The 15,178-nt window shown below is 72.4% G+C and carries 15 protein-coding genes and 1 pseudogene; 9 read left to right on the top strand and 7 right to left on the bottom strand.

All coding sequences use genetic code 11. The features are described 5' to 3' along the window. Window positions 1–55 precede the first annotated feature (55 nt). The 4 genes from ASD48_RS29485 to ASD48_RS29470 are packed head-to-tail and all read left to right on the top strand — an operon-like array spanning window position 56 to window position 4,860. Window positions 56–634, top strand: coding sequence for a 2Fe-2S iron-sulfur cluster-binding protein (locus tag ASD48_RS29485; RefSeq protein ID WP_057604784.1), 579 nt, complete (start codon window positions 56–58; stop codon window positions 632–634). Beyond that, on the top strand, window positions 631–1,623 hold the full coding sequence (locus ASD48_RS29480) for a xanthine dehydrogenase family protein subunit M (protein WP_057604783.1): 993 nt from the start codon (window positions 631–633) through the stop codon (window positions 1,621–1,623). Before ASD48_RS29485 ends, ASD48_RS29480 begins: the two co-directional genes overlap by 4 nt. Beyond that, on the top strand, window positions 1,620–3,746 hold the full coding sequence (locus ASD48_RS29475; protein ID WP_057604782.1) for a xanthine dehydrogenase family protein molybdopterin-binding subunit: 2,127 nt from the start codon (window positions 1,620–1,622) through the stop codon (window positions 3,744–3,746). The genes ASD48_RS29480 and ASD48_RS29475 overlap by 4 nt, the downstream gene beginning before the upstream one ends. Continuing rightward, on the top strand, window positions 3,739–4,860 hold the full coding sequence (locus ASD48_RS29470; RefSeq protein ID WP_057604781.1) for an XdhC/CoxI family protein: 1,122 nt from the start codon (window positions 3,739–3,741) through the stop codon (window positions 4,858–4,860). The genes ASD48_RS29475 and ASD48_RS29470 overlap by 8 nt, the downstream gene beginning before the upstream one ends. 200 nt (window positions 4,861–5,060) lie before the next feature. Here ASD48_RS29470 and ASD48_RS29465 read toward each other — a convergent pair whose 3' ends face one another. Further along, window positions 5,061–5,411, bottom strand: a complete 351-nt coding sequence (locus tag ASD48_RS29465) for a helix-turn-helix domain-containing protein (RefSeq protein ID WP_057604780.1) — start codon at window positions 5,409–5,411, stop codon at window positions 5,061–5,063. A 97-nt stretch (window positions 5,412–5,508) separates the two neighbouring features. Here ASD48_RS29465 and ASD48_RS29460 point away from each other — a divergent pair, with 97 nt between their 5' ends. Next, window positions 5,509–6,390, top strand: a complete 882-nt coding sequence (locus ASD48_RS29460) for an NAD(P)-binding domain-containing protein (RefSeq protein ID WP_057604779.1) — start codon at window positions 5,509–5,511, stop codon at window positions 6,388–6,390. 33 nt (window positions 6,391–6,423) lie between these two features. On the opposite strand, the gene ASD48_RS29455 is transcribed toward ASD48_RS29460, so the two are convergent. From ASD48_RS29455 to ASD48_RS29445, 3 genes are read right to left on the bottom strand one after another with little or no spacing between them, the layout of a single operon-like run. Further along, entirely contained in the window at window positions 6,424–7,416 is a 993-nt protein-coding gene (locus ASD48_RS29455; protein WP_057604778.1) for a TAXI family TRAP transporter solute-binding subunit, read from the bottom strand. Continuing rightward, entirely contained in the window at window positions 7,413–8,825 is a 1,413-nt protein-coding gene (locus tag ASD48_RS29450) for a HAMP domain-containing sensor histidine kinase (RefSeq protein WP_057604777.1), read from the bottom strand. Before ASD48_RS29450 ends, ASD48_RS29455 begins: the two co-directional genes overlap by 4 nt. Window positions 8,826–8,837: 12 nt before the next feature. Next, a complete protein-coding gene (locus ASD48_RS29445; RefSeq protein WP_057604776.1) occupies window positions 8,838–9,515 on the bottom strand; it encodes a response regulator transcription factor in 678 nt (225 codons plus the stop codon). A gap of 178 nt (window positions 9,516–9,693) precedes the next feature. Between ASD48_RS29445 and ASD48_RS45680 the strand changes: the two are divergent. From ASD48_RS45680 to ASD48_RS29430, 3 genes and pseudogenes are all read left to right on the top strand, one after another. Then, window positions 9,694–9,855, top strand: a pseudogene (locus ASD48_RS45680) (amidohydrolase); the annotation flags it as partial. A gap of 158 nt (window positions 9,856–10,013) precedes the next feature. Then, the gene (locus tag ASD48_RS29435) at window positions 10,014–10,934 is read left to right on the top strand and encodes an amidohydrolase family protein (protein WP_057604774.1); all 921 of its coding nucleotides are present in this window, start codon (window positions 10,014–10,016) and stop codon (window positions 10,932–10,934) included. 69 nt (window positions 10,935–11,003) lie between these two features. After that, window positions 11,004–12,362 (top strand): MFS transporter, encoded by a 1,359-nt coding sequence (locus tag ASD48_RS29430; RefSeq protein WP_057604773.1) that lies wholly within the window; start codon window positions 11,004–11,006, stop codon window positions 12,360–12,362. A gap of 52 nt (window positions 12,363–12,414) precedes the next feature. On the opposite strand, the gene ASD48_RS29425 is transcribed toward ASD48_RS29430, so the two are convergent. The 3 genes from ASD48_RS29425 to ASD48_RS29415 all read right to left on the bottom strand — a co-directional run bounded on the left by ASD48_RS29425 (window position 12,415) and on the right by ASD48_RS29415 (window position 14,223). Then, on the bottom strand, window positions 12,415–12,783 hold the full coding sequence (locus tag ASD48_RS29425; RefSeq protein WP_057605045.1) for a low affinity iron permease family protein: 369 nt from the start codon (window positions 12,781–12,783) through the stop codon (window positions 12,415–12,417). Between the two features lie 17 nt (window positions 12,784–12,800). After that, window positions 12,801–13,223 carry a hypothetical protein gene (locus ASD48_RS29420; protein WP_057604772.1) on the bottom strand — a complete coding sequence of 141 codons (423 nt, stop codon included), beginning with the start codon at window positions 13,221–13,223 and terminating at the stop codon, window positions 12,801–12,803. A 148-nt stretch (window positions 13,224–13,371) separates the two neighbouring features. Next, a complete protein-coding gene (locus ASD48_RS29415; protein ID WP_057604771.1) occupies window positions 13,372–14,223 on the bottom strand; it encodes an RNA polymerase sigma factor SigF in 852 nt (283 codons plus the stop codon). Window positions 14,224–14,403: 180 nt separating this feature from the next. Between ASD48_RS29415 and ASD48_RS29410 the strand changes: the two genes are divergently transcribed. After that, a complete protein-coding gene (locus ASD48_RS29410) occupies window positions 14,404–15,051 on the top strand; it encodes a dihydrofolate reductase family protein (protein WP_057604770.1) in 648 nt (215 codons plus the stop codon). The last annotated feature ends 127 nt before the right edge of the window (window positions 15,052–15,178 follow it).

The raw sequence follows: 15,178 nt of genomic DNA, 5'->3' as shown, positions 1-15,178 counted from the left end.
CCGCCAGGCACCGGCGGCCGCCGCCTCAGGTTCCGCAAGCGTGAAAGAAGCTCTCATGGCCTTACCGACGTCCAGCGTCATCACCCTGCACATCAACGGCGCGCGGCACACGCTGCCCGTCGACCACCGCACCACCCTGCTCGACGCACTCCGCGAGCGACTCGACCTCACCGGTACCAAGAAGGGCTGCGACCAGGGGCAGTGCGGAGCCTGCACAGTTCTGGTCGACGGCCGCAGGACCGTGGCCTGCCTCCAGCTCGCGGTCGCGGCCGAGGGGCGTGAGGTCACCACCATCGAGGGCGTGGCGGACGGCGACCTGCTGCACCCGGTGCAGCAGGCCTTCCTCGACCTCGACGGTTACCAGTGCGGCTACTGCACGCCGGGACAGATCTGTTCGGCGATCGGTGTGCTCGCGGAGCACGCCGCCGGATGGCCGAGCGCCGCCACGGCGGACGTACGGCCCGCGGCCGGACCACCACTCCTGACCTCGGAGGAGATCCGTGAGCGTATGAGCGGCAACCTGTGCCGCTGCGCCGCCTACCCCTCGATCGTCGAGGCCGTCACCAGGGCCGCGGAATCCGGGGCCGGGGCGCGCACCGACACCGGACCGGAATCGAAGGAGCCTGCCGCATGAGGGAGTTCGCCTATCGCAAGGCCTCCGACGTGGCGGGCGCCGTCGCGCTGCTCGACTCCGATCCGGACGCGCGCTACCTCGCCGGCGGCACCAACCTGGTCGACCTGATGAAGACCGGTGTCGAACGTCCGGGACGACTGGTCGACGTACGTGACCTGCCGCTGGACCGTGTCGAGCCGACCCCGGCCGGCGGGCTGCGCATCGGCGCGACCGTCACCAACAGCGACCTCGCCGCCCATCCCCTGGTCCGCACCCGCTACCCCGTGCTGGCGCAGGCGGTGCTCGCCGGTGCCTCCGGCCAGCTGCGCAACATGGCCACCGTCGGCGGCAATCTGCTCCAGCGCACCCGCTGCGCGTACTTCGCCGACGCCACCGGACCCTGCAACAAGCGGGCTCCCGGCAGTGGCTGTCCGGCCGTCAGGGGCGAGAACCGCAATCACGCCGTTCTCGGCGCGTCCGCGCACTGCGTGGCCGTGCACCCGTCGGACATGGCCGTCGCGCTGGCCGCCCTCGACGGCATGGTGCACTACGAGACCGCCCAGGGAGCGGGCGAGCTGCCGCTCGGCTGGTTCTATCTCCCGGTCGCCGACACGCCGCACCGCGAGACGGCCCTGCCACCGGGCGCGCTGATCACCGGCGTCACCCTGCCGCCGGCTCCGGTCGCCGCCCGTTCCCGCTACCGGAAGGTGCGCGAGCGCGCGTCGTACGCGTTCGCCGTCGGCTCGGTCGCCGCAGCGCTCGACGTCCGGGACGGTGTCGTGCGCGAGGTGCGTCTGGCGTTCGGCGCGGTGGCCTCCCGGCCCTGGCGGGCCCGTGCCGCCGAGCGGATCCTGACCGGGGCCCCCGCCGACGCCGAGTCGTTCGCGGCCGCCGCGGACGCCGAACTGGCGGCGGCCCGGCCCCTTTCGCACAACGGATTCAAGGTGACCCTGATGCGCAACCTCACCGTGGCCGTGCTCGGCGAACTCGCCGAGGAGGCCGCCCGATGACGACGACCGAGGCGCCCCTCGCCGCCGTCCGCGCCGTGGGCACCGGTCACGTCCGGGTGGAGGGGCGGGACAAGGTCACCGGCGCGGCCCGGTACGCGGGCGAGGTTCCCTTCGCCGAACTCGCTTACGGCTGGCTGGTGTTGTCCACGGTGGCCCGTGGCCGGATCCGGGAGGTCGGGACGGACGCCGTCCTCGCGATGCCGGGCGTCCTCGCCGTCCTGGACCATCGCAACGCCACGCCGCTGAAGACGGACTACGTCGGACTGCTGGGCACGGTGCCCGACCCTACGTGCGCGGTCTTCCAGAGCGACCGGATTCCCCACCTCGGCTGGCCGGTGGCGCTGGTGGTCGCCGAGACGTCCGAGCAGGCACGGGAGGCCGCCGAGGCCCTCGTCGTCCGCTACGAACAGGTGCCGCACGACGTCGGGTTCACCGACGGCCACCCCGACGCCCACCCGTCCGACGGCCATATGCCCGCCGTGACGGACAAGGGGGACCTGCAGGCCGAACTGGCCGCGTCCGCCGTCGTCGTGGACGCCACCTACACCACTCCGGAAGAACACCACCACCCCATGGAGCCCCACGCGGCCACCGCCCGCTGGGAGGCCGACCGGCTCGAGCTGGTGGACTCCAACCAGGGTGCCACCTGGGTCGTCGGGGAACTCGCGAACCTCTTCTCACTCGATCCCGCGTCGGTGCGGGTGCGCTCGGAGCATGTCGGCGGCGGCTTCGGAAGCAAGGGCGTGCGCGCCCACCAGGTCGCCGCCGTGATGGCGTCCAGGATGATCGGACGTCCGGTGCGGGTCGTCCTGACCCGGCGTCAGATGTTCACGCTGGCCGGCCACCGCAGCCCCACGATCCAGCGGGTCAGGCTCGGGGCCGACGCCGACGGGCGGCTGCGCGCCCTCGATCACCGCTCGCTCAGCCGCACCTCCACCGTGCACGAGTTCGTGGAGCCGAGCGCGGGCGTGGCCCGGGTGATGTACGACGCCGACGCGCACCGCACGGAGAACCGGGTCGTACCGCTCGACGTCCCGAGCCCCACCTGGATGCGTGCCCCGGGCGAGGCCCCGGGGTCCTTCGCGCTGGAGGCCGCGCTCGACGAACTCGCCCACGAGTGCGGCATCGACCCGATCGAGCTCCGGCTGCGCAACGAACCGGCCCGGGGGCCGGTCTCCGGGCTCCCCTTCGCCGGCCGCAATCTGCGCGCCTGCTTCGAGGAGGGCGCCCGCCGCTTCGGCTGGGACCGGCGCGACCCGCGGCCCGGGGTGCGGCGCGAGGGGCGCTGGCTGCTCGGCACGGGCACCGCGGCGGCTTCCTTCGGCGCCGGCGCCGCCCCGTCCACGGCCTCGATCACCGCCGAGGCGGACGGCCGGTTCACCGTACGGATCGCGGCGGCGGACATCGGTACCGGCGCGCGGACAGCCCTCACCCTGGTCGCCGCGGACGCACTGGACGTCCCGCCGGATCGCGTCCAAGTGCGTCTCGGCGACAGCGCGTTCGGGTTCGCGATGATCGCGGGGGGTTCCATGGGCACCCGGTCCTGGTCGTGGGCCGTCATGGCCGCCGCCGCCGAACTGCGCGACCAACTGGTGCCGGGCGCGGCGATCCCGGCGGAGGGCATCACCGTGCGCTCCGACACCAGCGCGGCGATCGCCGCCCTCGCGCAGAAGGAACGGCACTCGTTCGGTGCTCAGTTCGCCGAGGTCGCCGTCGACACCGCGACGGGCGAGGTCCGGGTCCGGCACATGCTCGGCGTGTTCGCGGCGGGGCGCATCGTCAACCCCCTCACCGCGCGTGGCCAGTTCACCGGCGGCATGATCTGGGGAATCTCCATGGCCCTCCACGAGGAAGCCGCGCGCGACGCGGCCTCCGGCGGTCCCGTCGGAGCGGATCTCGCGGGCTACCACGTGGCGACGCACGCCGACGTCTCGCGGGTCGAGGCGCACTGGGTGGCGGACGAGGACCCCGACGACCCGGTCGGCATCAAGGGCATCGGTGAGATCGGTATCGTCGGCGCGGCCGCCGCCGTCGCCAACGCCGTGTGGCACGCGACCGGCGTACGCCACCGCAGCCTGCCCATCCGCCCCGACCGGGTCCTGACGGGCGGCCGCGATGCTTGACCTCGCGCCGCAGCTGGGCGACTGGCTGGCCGAGGGCCGCAAGGCCGCTGTCGCGACCGTCGTGTCCGTCGGCGGCAGCGCCCCACGCGGTCCGGGCGCCGCGCTCGCCGTCGACGGGGAGGGAACCGTCATCGGGTCGGTGTCCGGCGGCTGTGTGGAGGCGTCGGTCTACGACCTGTGCGCCCGGGCGCTGGAGACCGGCGACAGCGTTCTCGAACGCTTCGGCTACAGCGACGAGGACGCCTTCGCCGTGGGACTCACGTGCGGCGGGGTCCTCGACGTCCTGGTCACCCCGGTCCTGGCGGACGGTCCGGTCGGCGCACTGCTGCGTTCCGCCCTGGACACGTCGGCACGGGGCGAGCCCGTCGCCCTCGTCAGGGTCGTCCGCGGTCCCGGGGAACTGCTCGGCGCCGCGTTGCTCGTCCACGCCGACGGTTCCCGCGAGGGCGGGCTCGGCGGACACGAGGAACTCGACCGCACCGCCACGGCACAGGCCCTGGCCGCGCTCGACACGGGCCGAACCGCCACGGTCGAGCTGTCGCAGGACGGATCCCACTGCCCCGGCGGGCTCACCCTGCTCGTCGAGACGAGCGTGCCGCCGCCCCGGATGATCGTGTTCGGTGCCGTCGACTTCGCGGCGGCACTGGTCCGGGCCGGCAAGTTCCTCGGCTATCACGTCACCGTGTGCGACGCCCGGCCCGTCTTCACCACGCCGGAGCGGTTCCCCGAGGCCGACGAGGTCGTCGTGGACTGGCCGCACCGCTATCTGCGGGGCACCCGGACGGACGGGCGCACCGTGGTGTGCGTGCTCACCCACGACGCCAAGTTCGACGTCCCGCTGCTGGAGGTCGCGCTGCGGCTGCCGGTGTCGTTCGTGGGTGCGATGGGTTCCCACCGCACCCATGCCGACCGGGACCGGCGGCTGCGCGAGATCGGCCTCCAGGAGCACGAATTGGCGCGGCTGAGGTCTCCGATCGGCCTGGACCTCGGGGGGCGTACGCCGGAGGAGACCGCCCTGTCCATCACGGCGGAGATCGTCGCGGCGCGCAGGGGCGGGACGGGCCTGCCGTTGACCGGTTCGGACAGACCGATCCACCACCGCCACTCCGCCTGAGTCCCGACGGCGCCGGACCGCCCGGCACGGGAGCGGCCCGCCCCGGCCACCACGCCGAGGGCGGGCCCGTGTTGCGGGGTCCCAGCACTTCCGCCGGCATGCCCGTCCGCCGGCCCGACGACGACTGCCGCGGCGCCTCGCCGAAGATCAGGCGATGCCCGCGGGAGGTGCCCCGTACTCGCGCGCACGACACCGGACGCTCATCCCGACCGCCGGACGCTCGGCCGCTCCCGTCCCCAGGCCGCCAGCGGCCGGAGTGCGTCGTTGAGGCGCGTGCCGTCCTCGGTCAGCGAGTACTCGACGCGGGGCGGCACCTCGTCGTAGGAGACGCGGTGCACGACACCGTCCGCTTCCATCTCGCGCAGGTGGGAGGCCAGCACCTTCTCGGTGATCCCCGGCAGCAAGCGGCGCAGTTCGCCGAAGCGCCGGCAGGGGTGCTCGTGGAGCGCCCAGAGGAGCAACACCTTCCACTTGCCGCCGATCACCTCCATCGCGGTGTCGATCCCGCAGGCGTGTCCGTCCGGTGCGCCCGGCCGGTTCAGCGTCGTCATGCCCCCACCCCTCCGACGTGCTCGCTCACCCCAGGGTAACCACCCACTCCCAAGTACGTACTTGATCACGCCAGGGCCTGCGACCAGCCTGATCGGCATGACACAGCACACTGTTGAGAAGAGCGCCGTCACGCTGCTGGGCCTCGGCGCGATGGGCACCGCGCTTGCCCGTACCTGGCTCGCCGCCGGTCACCCGCTCACCGTCTGGAACCGCGACCCGCACCGCTCCGCGGCACTCGCCGCCGAGGGGGCGCGGGTCGCGGACAGCGCCGCCGGGGCGGTCGCGGCGAGCGCCCTGGTCGTCGTCTGTCTGCTGGACGACGCCTCGGTAGGCGAGGTGTTGGCCGACGCCGACCCGGCAGGCAGGGACCTGGTCAACCTGACCACCAGCACCCCTGCCCAGGCCCGGGCCCGTGCCGAGTGGGCCCGAGAGCGCGGCGCCCGATACCTGGACGGCGGGATCATGGCCGTCCCACCGATGATCGGTGTCCGGGAAGCCGGAGGCTACGTCTTCTACAGCGGCTCGCGAGAACTGTTCGAGCGGCACCGGGAGACCCTGGCAGTCCCGGCCGGCACGAAGTACGTCGGCGAGGACGCGGGCTTCGCGGCCCTGCACGACGTGGCCCTGCTCAGCGCCATGTACGGGATGTTCGCCGGGTCCGCGCACGCCTTCGCCCTGATCCGCGAGGAGGACATCGACCCGGTGTCGCTCGCCCCGCTGCTCGCCGACTGGCTCGTCGCGATGGCTCCGGCGGTTCACCGGACCGCCGACCAGCTGCGCAGCGGCGAGTACACCACAGACGTCACCTCCCCTCTCGCCATGCAGGTGGCCGGGACGCCGACCCTGCTGAGCACCGCCGAGCAGCAGGGCGTCAGCCCGGAACTGCTGAGCCCCTACTTCGACCTGATGCGGCGCCGCCTGGGCGAGGGCGGCGCCGAGGAGGACCTGACGGGCGTGATCGACCTGCTGGTGCGCTGATCGGCAGCATGCCGGGGCGGTGTGCGATGTGGTTCAGCCGTGCAGCGAGCGGTACGCCGCGGCCGCGCCGGGGTGCAGTGCGATGCCGCCCGTACCGATCAGGCTGCCGACGTCGAGGAACTGGGTGCCGACGGCGTTGTCGGGGACGAGGGCACTCGCCCGCAGCGCCAGCAGGCGGGTCAGCGCGTCGGCGACGCCGCGGGGCAGATCGGGGCGGCACACCAGCAGGTTGGACACTCCGATGGTGCCGACTCCGCCCGCCGACCGGTACGCGCCCTGGGGCAGGGACACCTCCTCCAGGCCCGACGCGGCCAGGCCGTCTCGGCCGCCCAGCCGGGGCAGCAGACCGGCCAGCGGCAGGAACCGCAGGCCGACGCGGTCGTCGAGGTCGGACAGGGTGGGCAGTGGTACGCCGCCCGCGACGAGCAGGGCGTCGACCGAGCCCGTCCGCACCGCGTCGGCCGCGTCGGCCAGGGGGAGATGGCGTACGGGCGTGTCGGTGCCGGGGGCAAGCCCCGAGGCGTGCAGGATCCGTTCGCCGAGTACGGCCGCGCCCGATCCGGTGGCGCCGAGCGAGACGGTGTGTCCCGCCAGGTCGGACACCGCGCGGACGGGCGAGTCCGCGCGGACGACGAACTGGAGGTAGGTCTCGTACACCCTTCCGAGCGCCCGCAGAGGCACGGGGTGCGGGAAGAGGTCGGTGCCCTGGGCCGCCAGCGCGGTGTCGGTGAGGACGAGTGCGAGATCGGCGCGGTGGTCGCGGAGCAGTTCGACGTTCGTGACGCTGCCCGCGGTGGTCCGGACGCGGCAGGTCAGACGGGGGTAGGCCGCCTCGAGCTCGGTGGCCAGGAGGCGGCCGAAAGCCGCGTAGAACGCGGTGGGCTCTCCGGTCGCGACGCGCAGGACACCGCTGGGGCCGGGCAGTTGCCGGGAGGCGTCGGCCGTGAGCGCGCCGCCGAGGACGGCGAAGGCGGCGGTGCCGAGGGCGGCGTGGAGAAGGGCGCGGCGGTCGACGGGACGGGTCATGGTGCACCTCCGTCGCCCGCAGCGCGGGGCACGACCGCCCTGGCCCGCAGCCCCCGCGGTTGCGCGGGTTCCAGCTCCAGTCGGCCGCCCCGCCCCGCCAGCAGTTGTTCGGCGATGGCCAGGCCGAGTCCGGTGCCCGCGGTGCCGTCGTGTCGTTGCCGGCCCGAACGCCAGAACCGCGTGGTGGCCAGCGCGAGCTCCTCCGTGCCCAGGCCGGGTCCGTCGTCGGTCACCGTGAGGACCGCGAGCGGGCCTTCGACGGTGCAGCGCAGGGAGATCTCGGCGCCCCGCCCGGCGTACTTGATGGCGTTGTCCACGAGGATGTCGGTGATCTGGGCGAGTTCGCGGTCCGTGCAGGCGGCCGTGACCCGGGCCGCAGCGGCCCGCAGGGTGAGGCGGGCCCCGGCGCGGTGGGCGACCGGCTCCCACAGGCGGTGCTGGGCGGCCGCCACGGCCGTGAGCTCGCAGCGGGCGTCCGAGCCGTCGGTCACCGTCAGTTCCCCGGCCCGGTGTTCGGCGGTGGCGAGGGCGAGCATGTCGTCGAGGAGGGTCTCCAGGCGGTCGAGCTCGGTGGTGACCCCGGTGTAGGTGCGGTTCGCCGACGCGGGCAGGTGGGTGTGCAGGGCGTCGACGCGGAGCCGCAGCGCCGCCATGGGGTTGCGCATCTGGTGGGAGGTGTCGGCGACGAGTCTGCTCTGCTGCTCCAGGGCCGCCGTGACCGTACGCGCCATGCGGTTGAAGCCGGTCGCGAGCTGGCGCAGTTCGGGCGGGCCGCCGGCCCGGGTCTGCTCGGGCGGGAGTCCCGCGGCGAGCTGGCCCACGGCACGGTCGAGGCGGCGCAGCGGGCTGACCACCCACCTCGTCGCGGCCCGGGCGAGGACCGTGCAGGCGACGGCGACCAGCGCGGCCCCGGCGAGGACGGCGGCCCAGCGCCGGGTGATGTCCTGCGCCGCGGTCCCGACCGAGGCCCGCAGTACGACGGCCCCGGAGACCCGGGTCCCGGTGCCCGCGGGCTCGGCGAACATGCGGGAGCCCCGCGACCAGGGGCGCAGCGCCCCCGTGGGATGCGCGGTCTGGTTGCGCAGCGCCGCGTCGAGCAGCCGCGCGACGTCGGGGTCGGCGGCCCGCATGCCGCCGGTCTGGACGACGGGGTTGCGGCGCGTGTCGGTGACGACGAGCGGTTCGCCGTACAGCTGTGTGTAGCGTCGCGCCTCGGCGGCGACGGCCGAGGTGTCGCCGGTCGACGCGGCCTGGTCCATGAGGGAGGCGAAGCGGTCGAGGTCGGCGCTGCGGGCGAGGACCAGCTGCTGGGTGCGGTCGGACGCGGTGAACAGCAGCAGCGGCACGGCGAACGCGGCCACCGCGATCACGACGAACAGCAGGAGTGCGGCCTGGACCCGGGTGCGCACGCGTGGTTCCCCTCAGTCCTCGAGGTTCCCGAGATCCCCGAAGCGGTAGCCGAAGCCCCGGATCGTGGTGAGCAGCTCGGGGCGGCGCAGCTTGGCGCGCAGCTGGGTGAGGTGTACGTCGAGGGAGCGGGACACGGTGTGGCGGGCGTCGCCCCACACCTCGTCCAGGAGCTGCTCGCGGCTGACGGCCGTTCCCGCCCTCCCGGCCAGCACGGCGAGGATGTCGAACTCCTTGGTGGTCAGGTCGATCTCCGCTCCGGCGACCCGGACCCGGCGCGCGTCGAGATCCACCTCGACGTCACCCGCACGGGCCGTCCGTACCGAGGAAGCGCTCTTCGCCGCGTTCCGCCTGGTCACGGCGTCGATCCGGGCGAGCAGCTCGGCGAGTCGGACCGGCTTGACGAGGTAGTCGTCGGCCCCGAGCCGCAGCCCGCGCACCACCGAGCGCTCGTCTCCGCGGGCGGTGAGCACGACCACCGGCATGTCGCTCACCGCGCGCAGGGCGCGCAACACGTCCAGGCCGTCGGTGTCGGGCAGTCCCAGATCGAGAAGCAGCAGGTCGGAGCTGCGGTGGTAGGTCAGCACCTCCCTGCCGTACCGGACCCGCCGGGTGACATGACCATGGTCGTACAGGACCTCCACGAGCGCCGCGGCCACACCGTCGTCGTCCTCGGCCAGCAGGATCTGCACCCTGACCACCTCCTTTCGGCCACTCCCGGCCACCGCCTCCAGCCGAATGTAGACCACACCGACCGTGCACCCGCCGGAGTGTTAAGGGGAGGTTAGTTCTGTGATCGGTCCTCTCGTCCGTCGGTGCGGGACGGAGCCAGGCTGCACGTAACCCAGCAGCCCGAGAAGGACGCCGCAAATGATCATCGAATGTCACGGTCACTGCACGACCGCCCCGCCGGCCCTGCAGGCATGGCGCACCCGGCAGATCGCCGCCCTCACCGACCCGTCGGCCGCCGCTCCGGCCCGCGGAGACCTGAGCATCGACGACGACGAGCTGCGCGAGACCATCGAGCCCGACATCGACCCGTGCACCGGCCACCACTTCGACGACACCCGTCGTCACGCGGAGGCGGTCGAGCTGCCCGCCGACGACCTCGCGGCGATCCAGGAGCACAACGCCCGCGCCGTGTACCCGCGCCCGGACGCGCTGCTGAAGAGCCACGGGCGGTGAGGCACATGACCGCTCCCTCGCCCAAGACTCCCGGCTGGCTGGACTGGTACCGCAACCCCTCCGCACCGGCTTTCCGGCTGCCGCCCGGAACCGTCGACGCCCACTGTCATGTCTTCGGCCCGCAGGCCGATTTCCCCTTCGCGCCGGAGCGGAAGTACACGCCCTGCGACGGCGGCAAGGAGGAACTGTTCGCGCTCCGCGACCACCTGGGCGTGGACCGCAACGTCATCGTGCAGGCCACCTGCCACGGCGCGGACAACAGCGCCATGGTCGACGCCGTCCGAGCCGCGGGTGGCAGGGCGCGCGGCATCGCGACGGTCCGCCCGGACATCACCGAGGCCGAGCTGCTGGAACTCGACGCAGCCGGCGTGCGCGGAGTGCGGTTCAACTTCGTACGGCGCCTGGTCGACACCTCGCCCGAGGACGACCTGCACACGATCGCCAAGAAGGTCGCCCCGCTGGGCTGGCACGTCGTCCTCTACTTCGAGAGCGTCGACCTCCCCGAACTGGAGGGCTTCTTCGGGTCGCTGCCCGTCCCGCTGGTGGTCGACCACATGGGCCGACCCGACGTGGCCCAGCCCGTGGACGGGCCGCAGTTCAGCCGGTTCCTGCGCTTCGTCGACGACAACGACGTCTGGGTGAAGGTGAGTTGTCCCGAGCGCCTCAGCGTGACGGGACCCGCCGCCCTGGACGGCGAACGGCACGCCTACACCGACGTCGTCCCCTTCGGCCGCCGTGTCGTGGCGGAGTTCCCCGACCGGGTGCTGTGGGGCACCGACTGGCCGCACCCCAACCTCACCGACCACATGCCCGACGACGGACTCCTCGTCGATCACGTGTCGCGGGTGGCGGTCACCGCGGAACAGCGGCACAAGCTCCTCGTCGCCAACCCGATGGGTCTCTACTGGCCCGGCGAGCAGGTCTGACTCCGCGAACTCCCCGGCAATTCATCTGCAACTCCCCTGCATTTCCACCCACTTCGACAAGGGCCGCTCATGCAACACTCCAACGCGCTGAACCGGCTGGACCGGCTTCCGGTCTCCCGGTTCCACAAGGTCACCCTGCTCGCCGTCGCCTTCGCCTACTTCTTCGAGTTCGCGGACATCAACAGTTTCGCCACCACCGCGCCGAAACTGATCAAGCTGTGGGGCCTGACGGTCGACCAGGTCGCCTACGTCACCTCGCTCTCGTTCGTCGGGATGTTCCTCGGGGCGATCGTCGCCGGGTCCATCGCCGACCGGTGGGGCCGCAAACGGGCACTGCTGTGGACCACGCTGTTCTTCGGCATCTCCTCGTTCGCGGCGGTCTTCTCCTGGGACCTCGTCTCCCTGGGCGTGTTCCGCGTCCTGACCTCGGCGGGGCTGTCGGCGATGACGGTCGTGGGGGTCGTCTACGTCAACGAGATGTACCCGTCGGCGATCCGCGGCAAGTACCAGGCGTACGCCATCGTCATCGGCATCTGCGGAACGCCCGTCACCAACCTCGTCGCCAGCGCCGTCGTCCCGCTCAACGACTGGTCGTGGCGGCTGGTCTACCTCTGGGGCTCGCTGGGCATCCTGCTCGTGCTGTTCACCCGGCACCTCAAGGAATCGCCACGCTGGCTGGAGAGCAGGGGCGAACACGCCGAGGCGGACGCCGTCCTGCGGGAGATCGAGGAGAGCGTCACGGCGGAGCGGGGCCCCCTTCCCGAGCCCGCGCCCCCGGTCGACGAGACACCGTCGGCGAAGGCCCCCCTGCGACTGCTCCTCCAGAAGAAGTACCTGTTCCCGACACTGCTGCTCACGGTGCTGTGGACGACCCAGACCATCGGCTTCTTCGGCTACTCAAGCTGGGCGCCCACCCTGCTGGCCAAGGAGGGCTTCAGCGTCGAGAAGTCCGTCTTCTACGTGGCCCTGACCACGGTCGGCGCACCGCTCGGCTGCTACCTGGCCTCCCTGGTCACCGACCGCTTCGAGCGCAAGTGGTGCCTGGTCGCCTTCGGCACGGTGATCGCAGCGTGCGGTCTGCTCTACGGGCTCACCTTCGACCCGGTCCTCATCATCGTGTTCGGTTTCCTGGTGAACCTCTTCGAGCGCGGCTACACCGCCCTGGCCTACGCCTACTCCCCCGAGCTCTTCGACACCCGCAGCCGCTCCCTGGGCACGAGCGTCTCCTACGGCCTGGGCCGGCTGTCGAACGCCGCCGGTCCGCTGATCGTCGCGGCGCTCTACAACGGCCACGGCTATCAGAGCGTCTTCTACTTCATCGCCGGCACCTGGCTGCTCGGCGCGATCGCCCTGGCCGCCTTCGGCACCCGCACACGCTCGGCCCGCCTCGCCCAAGCGGAGCGGCAACACGTGAGCCTCCCCGCCTGAGGCGGGGAGGCAGGGCGCTGCCGGACCGCGCGGCGCGCCCTCGAAACGCCGGTCAGGTCTGCTTCTCCAGCCGGATGGCCTGGCGAAGTTCCTCGCTCGCCGCTCCCGGTTCCCGCCGCTGCATCTCCAGCAGGGCGGCGGCGATGGCGTCGAGCTTGCGCTGGATGGCGTGCTCGGCTCGCCGTTCGGAATTCTTGAGCAGGGCCAGGAGCAGCAGCGACACGGCGGACATCGTCTCGCCCACCAGCAACAGCCACGGCGTGGACAGCTTCAGTGCGTGCGCGGTGATCGCGGCGGCGACCAGTACGAGGCAGACGCCGAAGAAGGCGGGGGAACTGGTGAAGTTCGACGCGTGTTCGGCCAGGCGCGTGAACCGCCCCGGCCGGTCGCCGTCCCGGTGTGCGGGGTGCTGTGGCGCCATCAGGTCACCGGCGGTCTTCACGAGGCCGGCCGGTCGGCGGGAGCCCCCAGCGCCCAGCCGGAGACATCGCCCAGCCGGCCACGCCACAGCGGGGCGGTCGCGGTCCCGGGCACGGACAGGAACGTGACGTCGACGAGGTGGATGAACCCGTGCAGCCCCTCCCCCGTTCCCGTCTCCGCATCGGCCTCCTTCAGGGCGGACCGGACGGTGTGCGCCAGGTGTGCCATGTGGTCGCACGCGTCCTCCGCCCCGGTGGCCGTCGACACCACGCGCTCCCACCGGTCGGCCCACGTGCGGGACCCGACGAGGTTCCCCGCGACGATTCCACCAGGTGTCGTCAGGCAGATCTTGAGGGCCGCCTCGGGCTGCGCGTCGACCAGCCGCAGCAGTATCTCCAGATGCGCGTCGATCGGCGGGAGCGCGGCACTGCTTTCGCTCACCACAGGTCCTCTCTGGTGCATGCCCGTGGCCCGGCTGGTCTTCCGGGCCACGGCTCATGGACCGCGGGGCACGGGCCGCGAGTGTCGGGCCACGGCTGTCGGTTCAGTGGGCGTCGGTTCAGTGGGTGTCAGCTCACCGGGGGTCGGCTCACTGGGTGGTGAGCATGCCCGCGCGCAGGCGCTTCAGGGTGCCGGAGAGCAGGCGCGACACGTGCATCTGCGAGCAGCCGAGCCGTTCGCCGATCTGCGCCTGGGTCAGCTCCTCGACGAACCGCCAGTGGAGGATGTGCCGTTCACGCTCGTCGAGCTGGGCGAGCAGCGGTGCGAGGGTGTGGAAGTCCTCCACGAGTTCCATGGCCGCGTCGTCGGACCCGATGAAGTCCGCCAGCGCCGTCTCGCCGTCGGGGCCGCCGCCGATCGTTGCGTCCAGGGAGGCGGAGTTGTAGCCGTTGGACGCGACCCGGGCCTCGATGACCTCCTCCTCGGTCAGGTCCATCAGCTCCGCCAGCTCCTTGACCGTGGGGGTGCGACCCATACGGCTCTGGAGCTCCTCGGTGGCCTTCGCCAGCTGCACGCGTGCCTCCTGCAGACGGCGCGGCACATGGACGGACCAGGACGTGTCCCGGAAGAAGCGCTTGATCTCACCGACGATGTACGGGATGGCGAAGGAGGTGAACTCCACCTCGCGGGATATCTCGAACCGGTCGATCGCCTTGATCAGCCCGATGACGCCGACCTGGACGATGTCCTCCATCCCGTCCGCGCCGCCCCGGTTGCGGAACCGGCCGGCCGCGAAGCGGACCAGGGACATGTTCATCTCGATCAGGGTGTTGCGCGCGTACTGGTACTCGGGCGTGCCCTCCTCGAGCACCGCCAGCTTCGCGAAGAACAGCTTCGACAGGCTGCGGGCGTCCTTGGGCGCCATCTTGCCCGGTTCGGGGACCACAGGCAGTGCCGCCGTCGTCTGCGCCTCGGCCGCCTGCGCGATCGTCGTAGTCATCTGAGATCTCCCCACCCTGCCGGTGCCCTGCGTTCGAGCTGTTGTCGCCGCGTGTACCCCCGCATCCGCGGAACATGCGCATGTAGAACCACCGGCAGAACGACCGGTAGGAGATTCGCATCCGCCACCCGCTTCGCACACGGGCGATGAGTTCCGGTGACGGATACGGTCTGCCCTGATATGACGCACATCATCGCCGACGTCTCGGTCTCCCTCGACGGCTTCGTCACCGGTCCCGACCCCGGCCCGGACAACGGTCTGGGCACCGGCGGCGAGGCCCTGCACACGTGGGCGTTCTCCGACGATCCCGACGACCACCGGATCCTGCGCGAGGGCACCGCCCGCTCGGGCGCGGTCGTCCTCGGCCGTCGGCTCTTCGACCTGGTCGACGGGCCAGGCGGCTGGAACGACGAAACCGGCTACGGCGCCGGTGAGGTCGGCAAGCCCGCGTTCGTCGTCGTGACGACCTCGCCGCCGCAGTCGGTCCGGCTCACCGACCTCGACTGGACGTTCGTCACCACGGGTCTGTCCGACGCCGTCTCCGTCGCGCGCGAACGCGCGGAGGCCGCGTCCTCGGCCGCCGGTACGGACCTCGACGTCGTCCTCATGGGCGGCGGTGCCACGATCGGTTCGGCGCTCGCCGCCGGACTGGTCGACGTCCTGTCCCTGCACCTCGCCCCGACGATCCTGGGCGCCGGCACGCCCCTGTTCACCGGAGGCGTCCCGCGCACGCTCGTACAGCGGAGCGTTACCTCGACATCGACCGCGACACACCTGACCTACGACATCCTCCGTCCCTCTCCCGAAGACCCTCGCGCCACGCGGTGATCGCCGCCGGACTGCGGCCCGAGGGGGTGGGGATAGCCTGGAATCGAGGTGCTTCCAGCAGCGCTCTCGCTCTTCACCCGGTGTCGATCCGGCTCGTGGCCTCCTCGCCCGACCGCCGACGCACCGC

Source organism: Streptomyces sp. Root1310 (assembly GCF_001426425.1).
In the GTDB taxonomy this organism is placed as follows: Bacteria; Actinomycetota; Actinomycetes; order Streptomycetales; family Streptomycetaceae; genus Streptomyces.
This window is presented reverse-complemented; position numbering and strand designations above follow the sequence as displayed.

Coding starts and splice junctions, on each gene's coding strand:
- ASD48_RS29485 (WP_057604784.1), top strand. CDS start 56: ATGGCCTTACCGACGTCCAGCGTCATCACCCTGCACATCAACGGCGCG.
- ASD48_RS29480 (WP_057604783.1), top strand. CDS start 631: ATGAGGGAGTTCGCCTATCGCAAGGCCTCCGACGTGGCGGGCGCCGTC.
- ASD48_RS29475 (WP_057604782.1), top strand. CDS start 1,620: ATGACGACGACCGAGGCGCCCCTCGCCGCCGTCCGCGCCGTGGGCACC.
- ASD48_RS29470 (WP_057604781.1), top strand. CDS start 3,739: ATGCTTGACCTCGCGCCGCAGCTGGGCGACTGGCTGGCCGAGGGCCGC.
- ASD48_RS29465 (WP_057604780.1), bottom strand. CDS start 5,411: ATGACGACGCTGAACCGGCCGGGCGCACCGGACGGACACGCCTGCGGG.
- ASD48_RS29460 (WP_057604779.1), top strand. CDS start 5,509: ATGACACAGCACACTGTTGAGAAGAGCGCCGTCACGCTGCTGGGCCTC.
- ASD48_RS29455 (WP_057604778.1), bottom strand. CDS start 7,416: ATGACCCGTCCCGTCGACCGCCGCGCCCTTCTCCACGCCGCCCTCGGC.
- ASD48_RS29435 (WP_057604774.1), top strand. CDS start 10,014: ATGACCGCTCCCTCGCCCAAGACTCCCGGCTGGCTGGACTGGTACCGC.
- ASD48_RS29430 (WP_057604773.1), top strand. CDS start 11,004: ATGCAACACTCCAACGCGCTGAACCGGCTGGACCGGCTTCCGGTCTCC.
- ASD48_RS29425 (WP_057605045.1), bottom strand. CDS start 12,783: ATGGCGCCACAGCACCCCGCACACCGGGACGGCGACCGGCCGGGGCGG.
- ASD48_RS29415 (WP_057604771.1), bottom strand. CDS start 14,223: ATGACTACGACGATCGCGCAGGCGGCCGAGGCGCAGACGACGGCGGCA.
- ASD48_RS29410 (WP_057604770.1), top strand. CDS start 14,404: ATGACGCACATCATCGCCGACGTCTCGGTCTCCCTCGACGGCTTCGTC.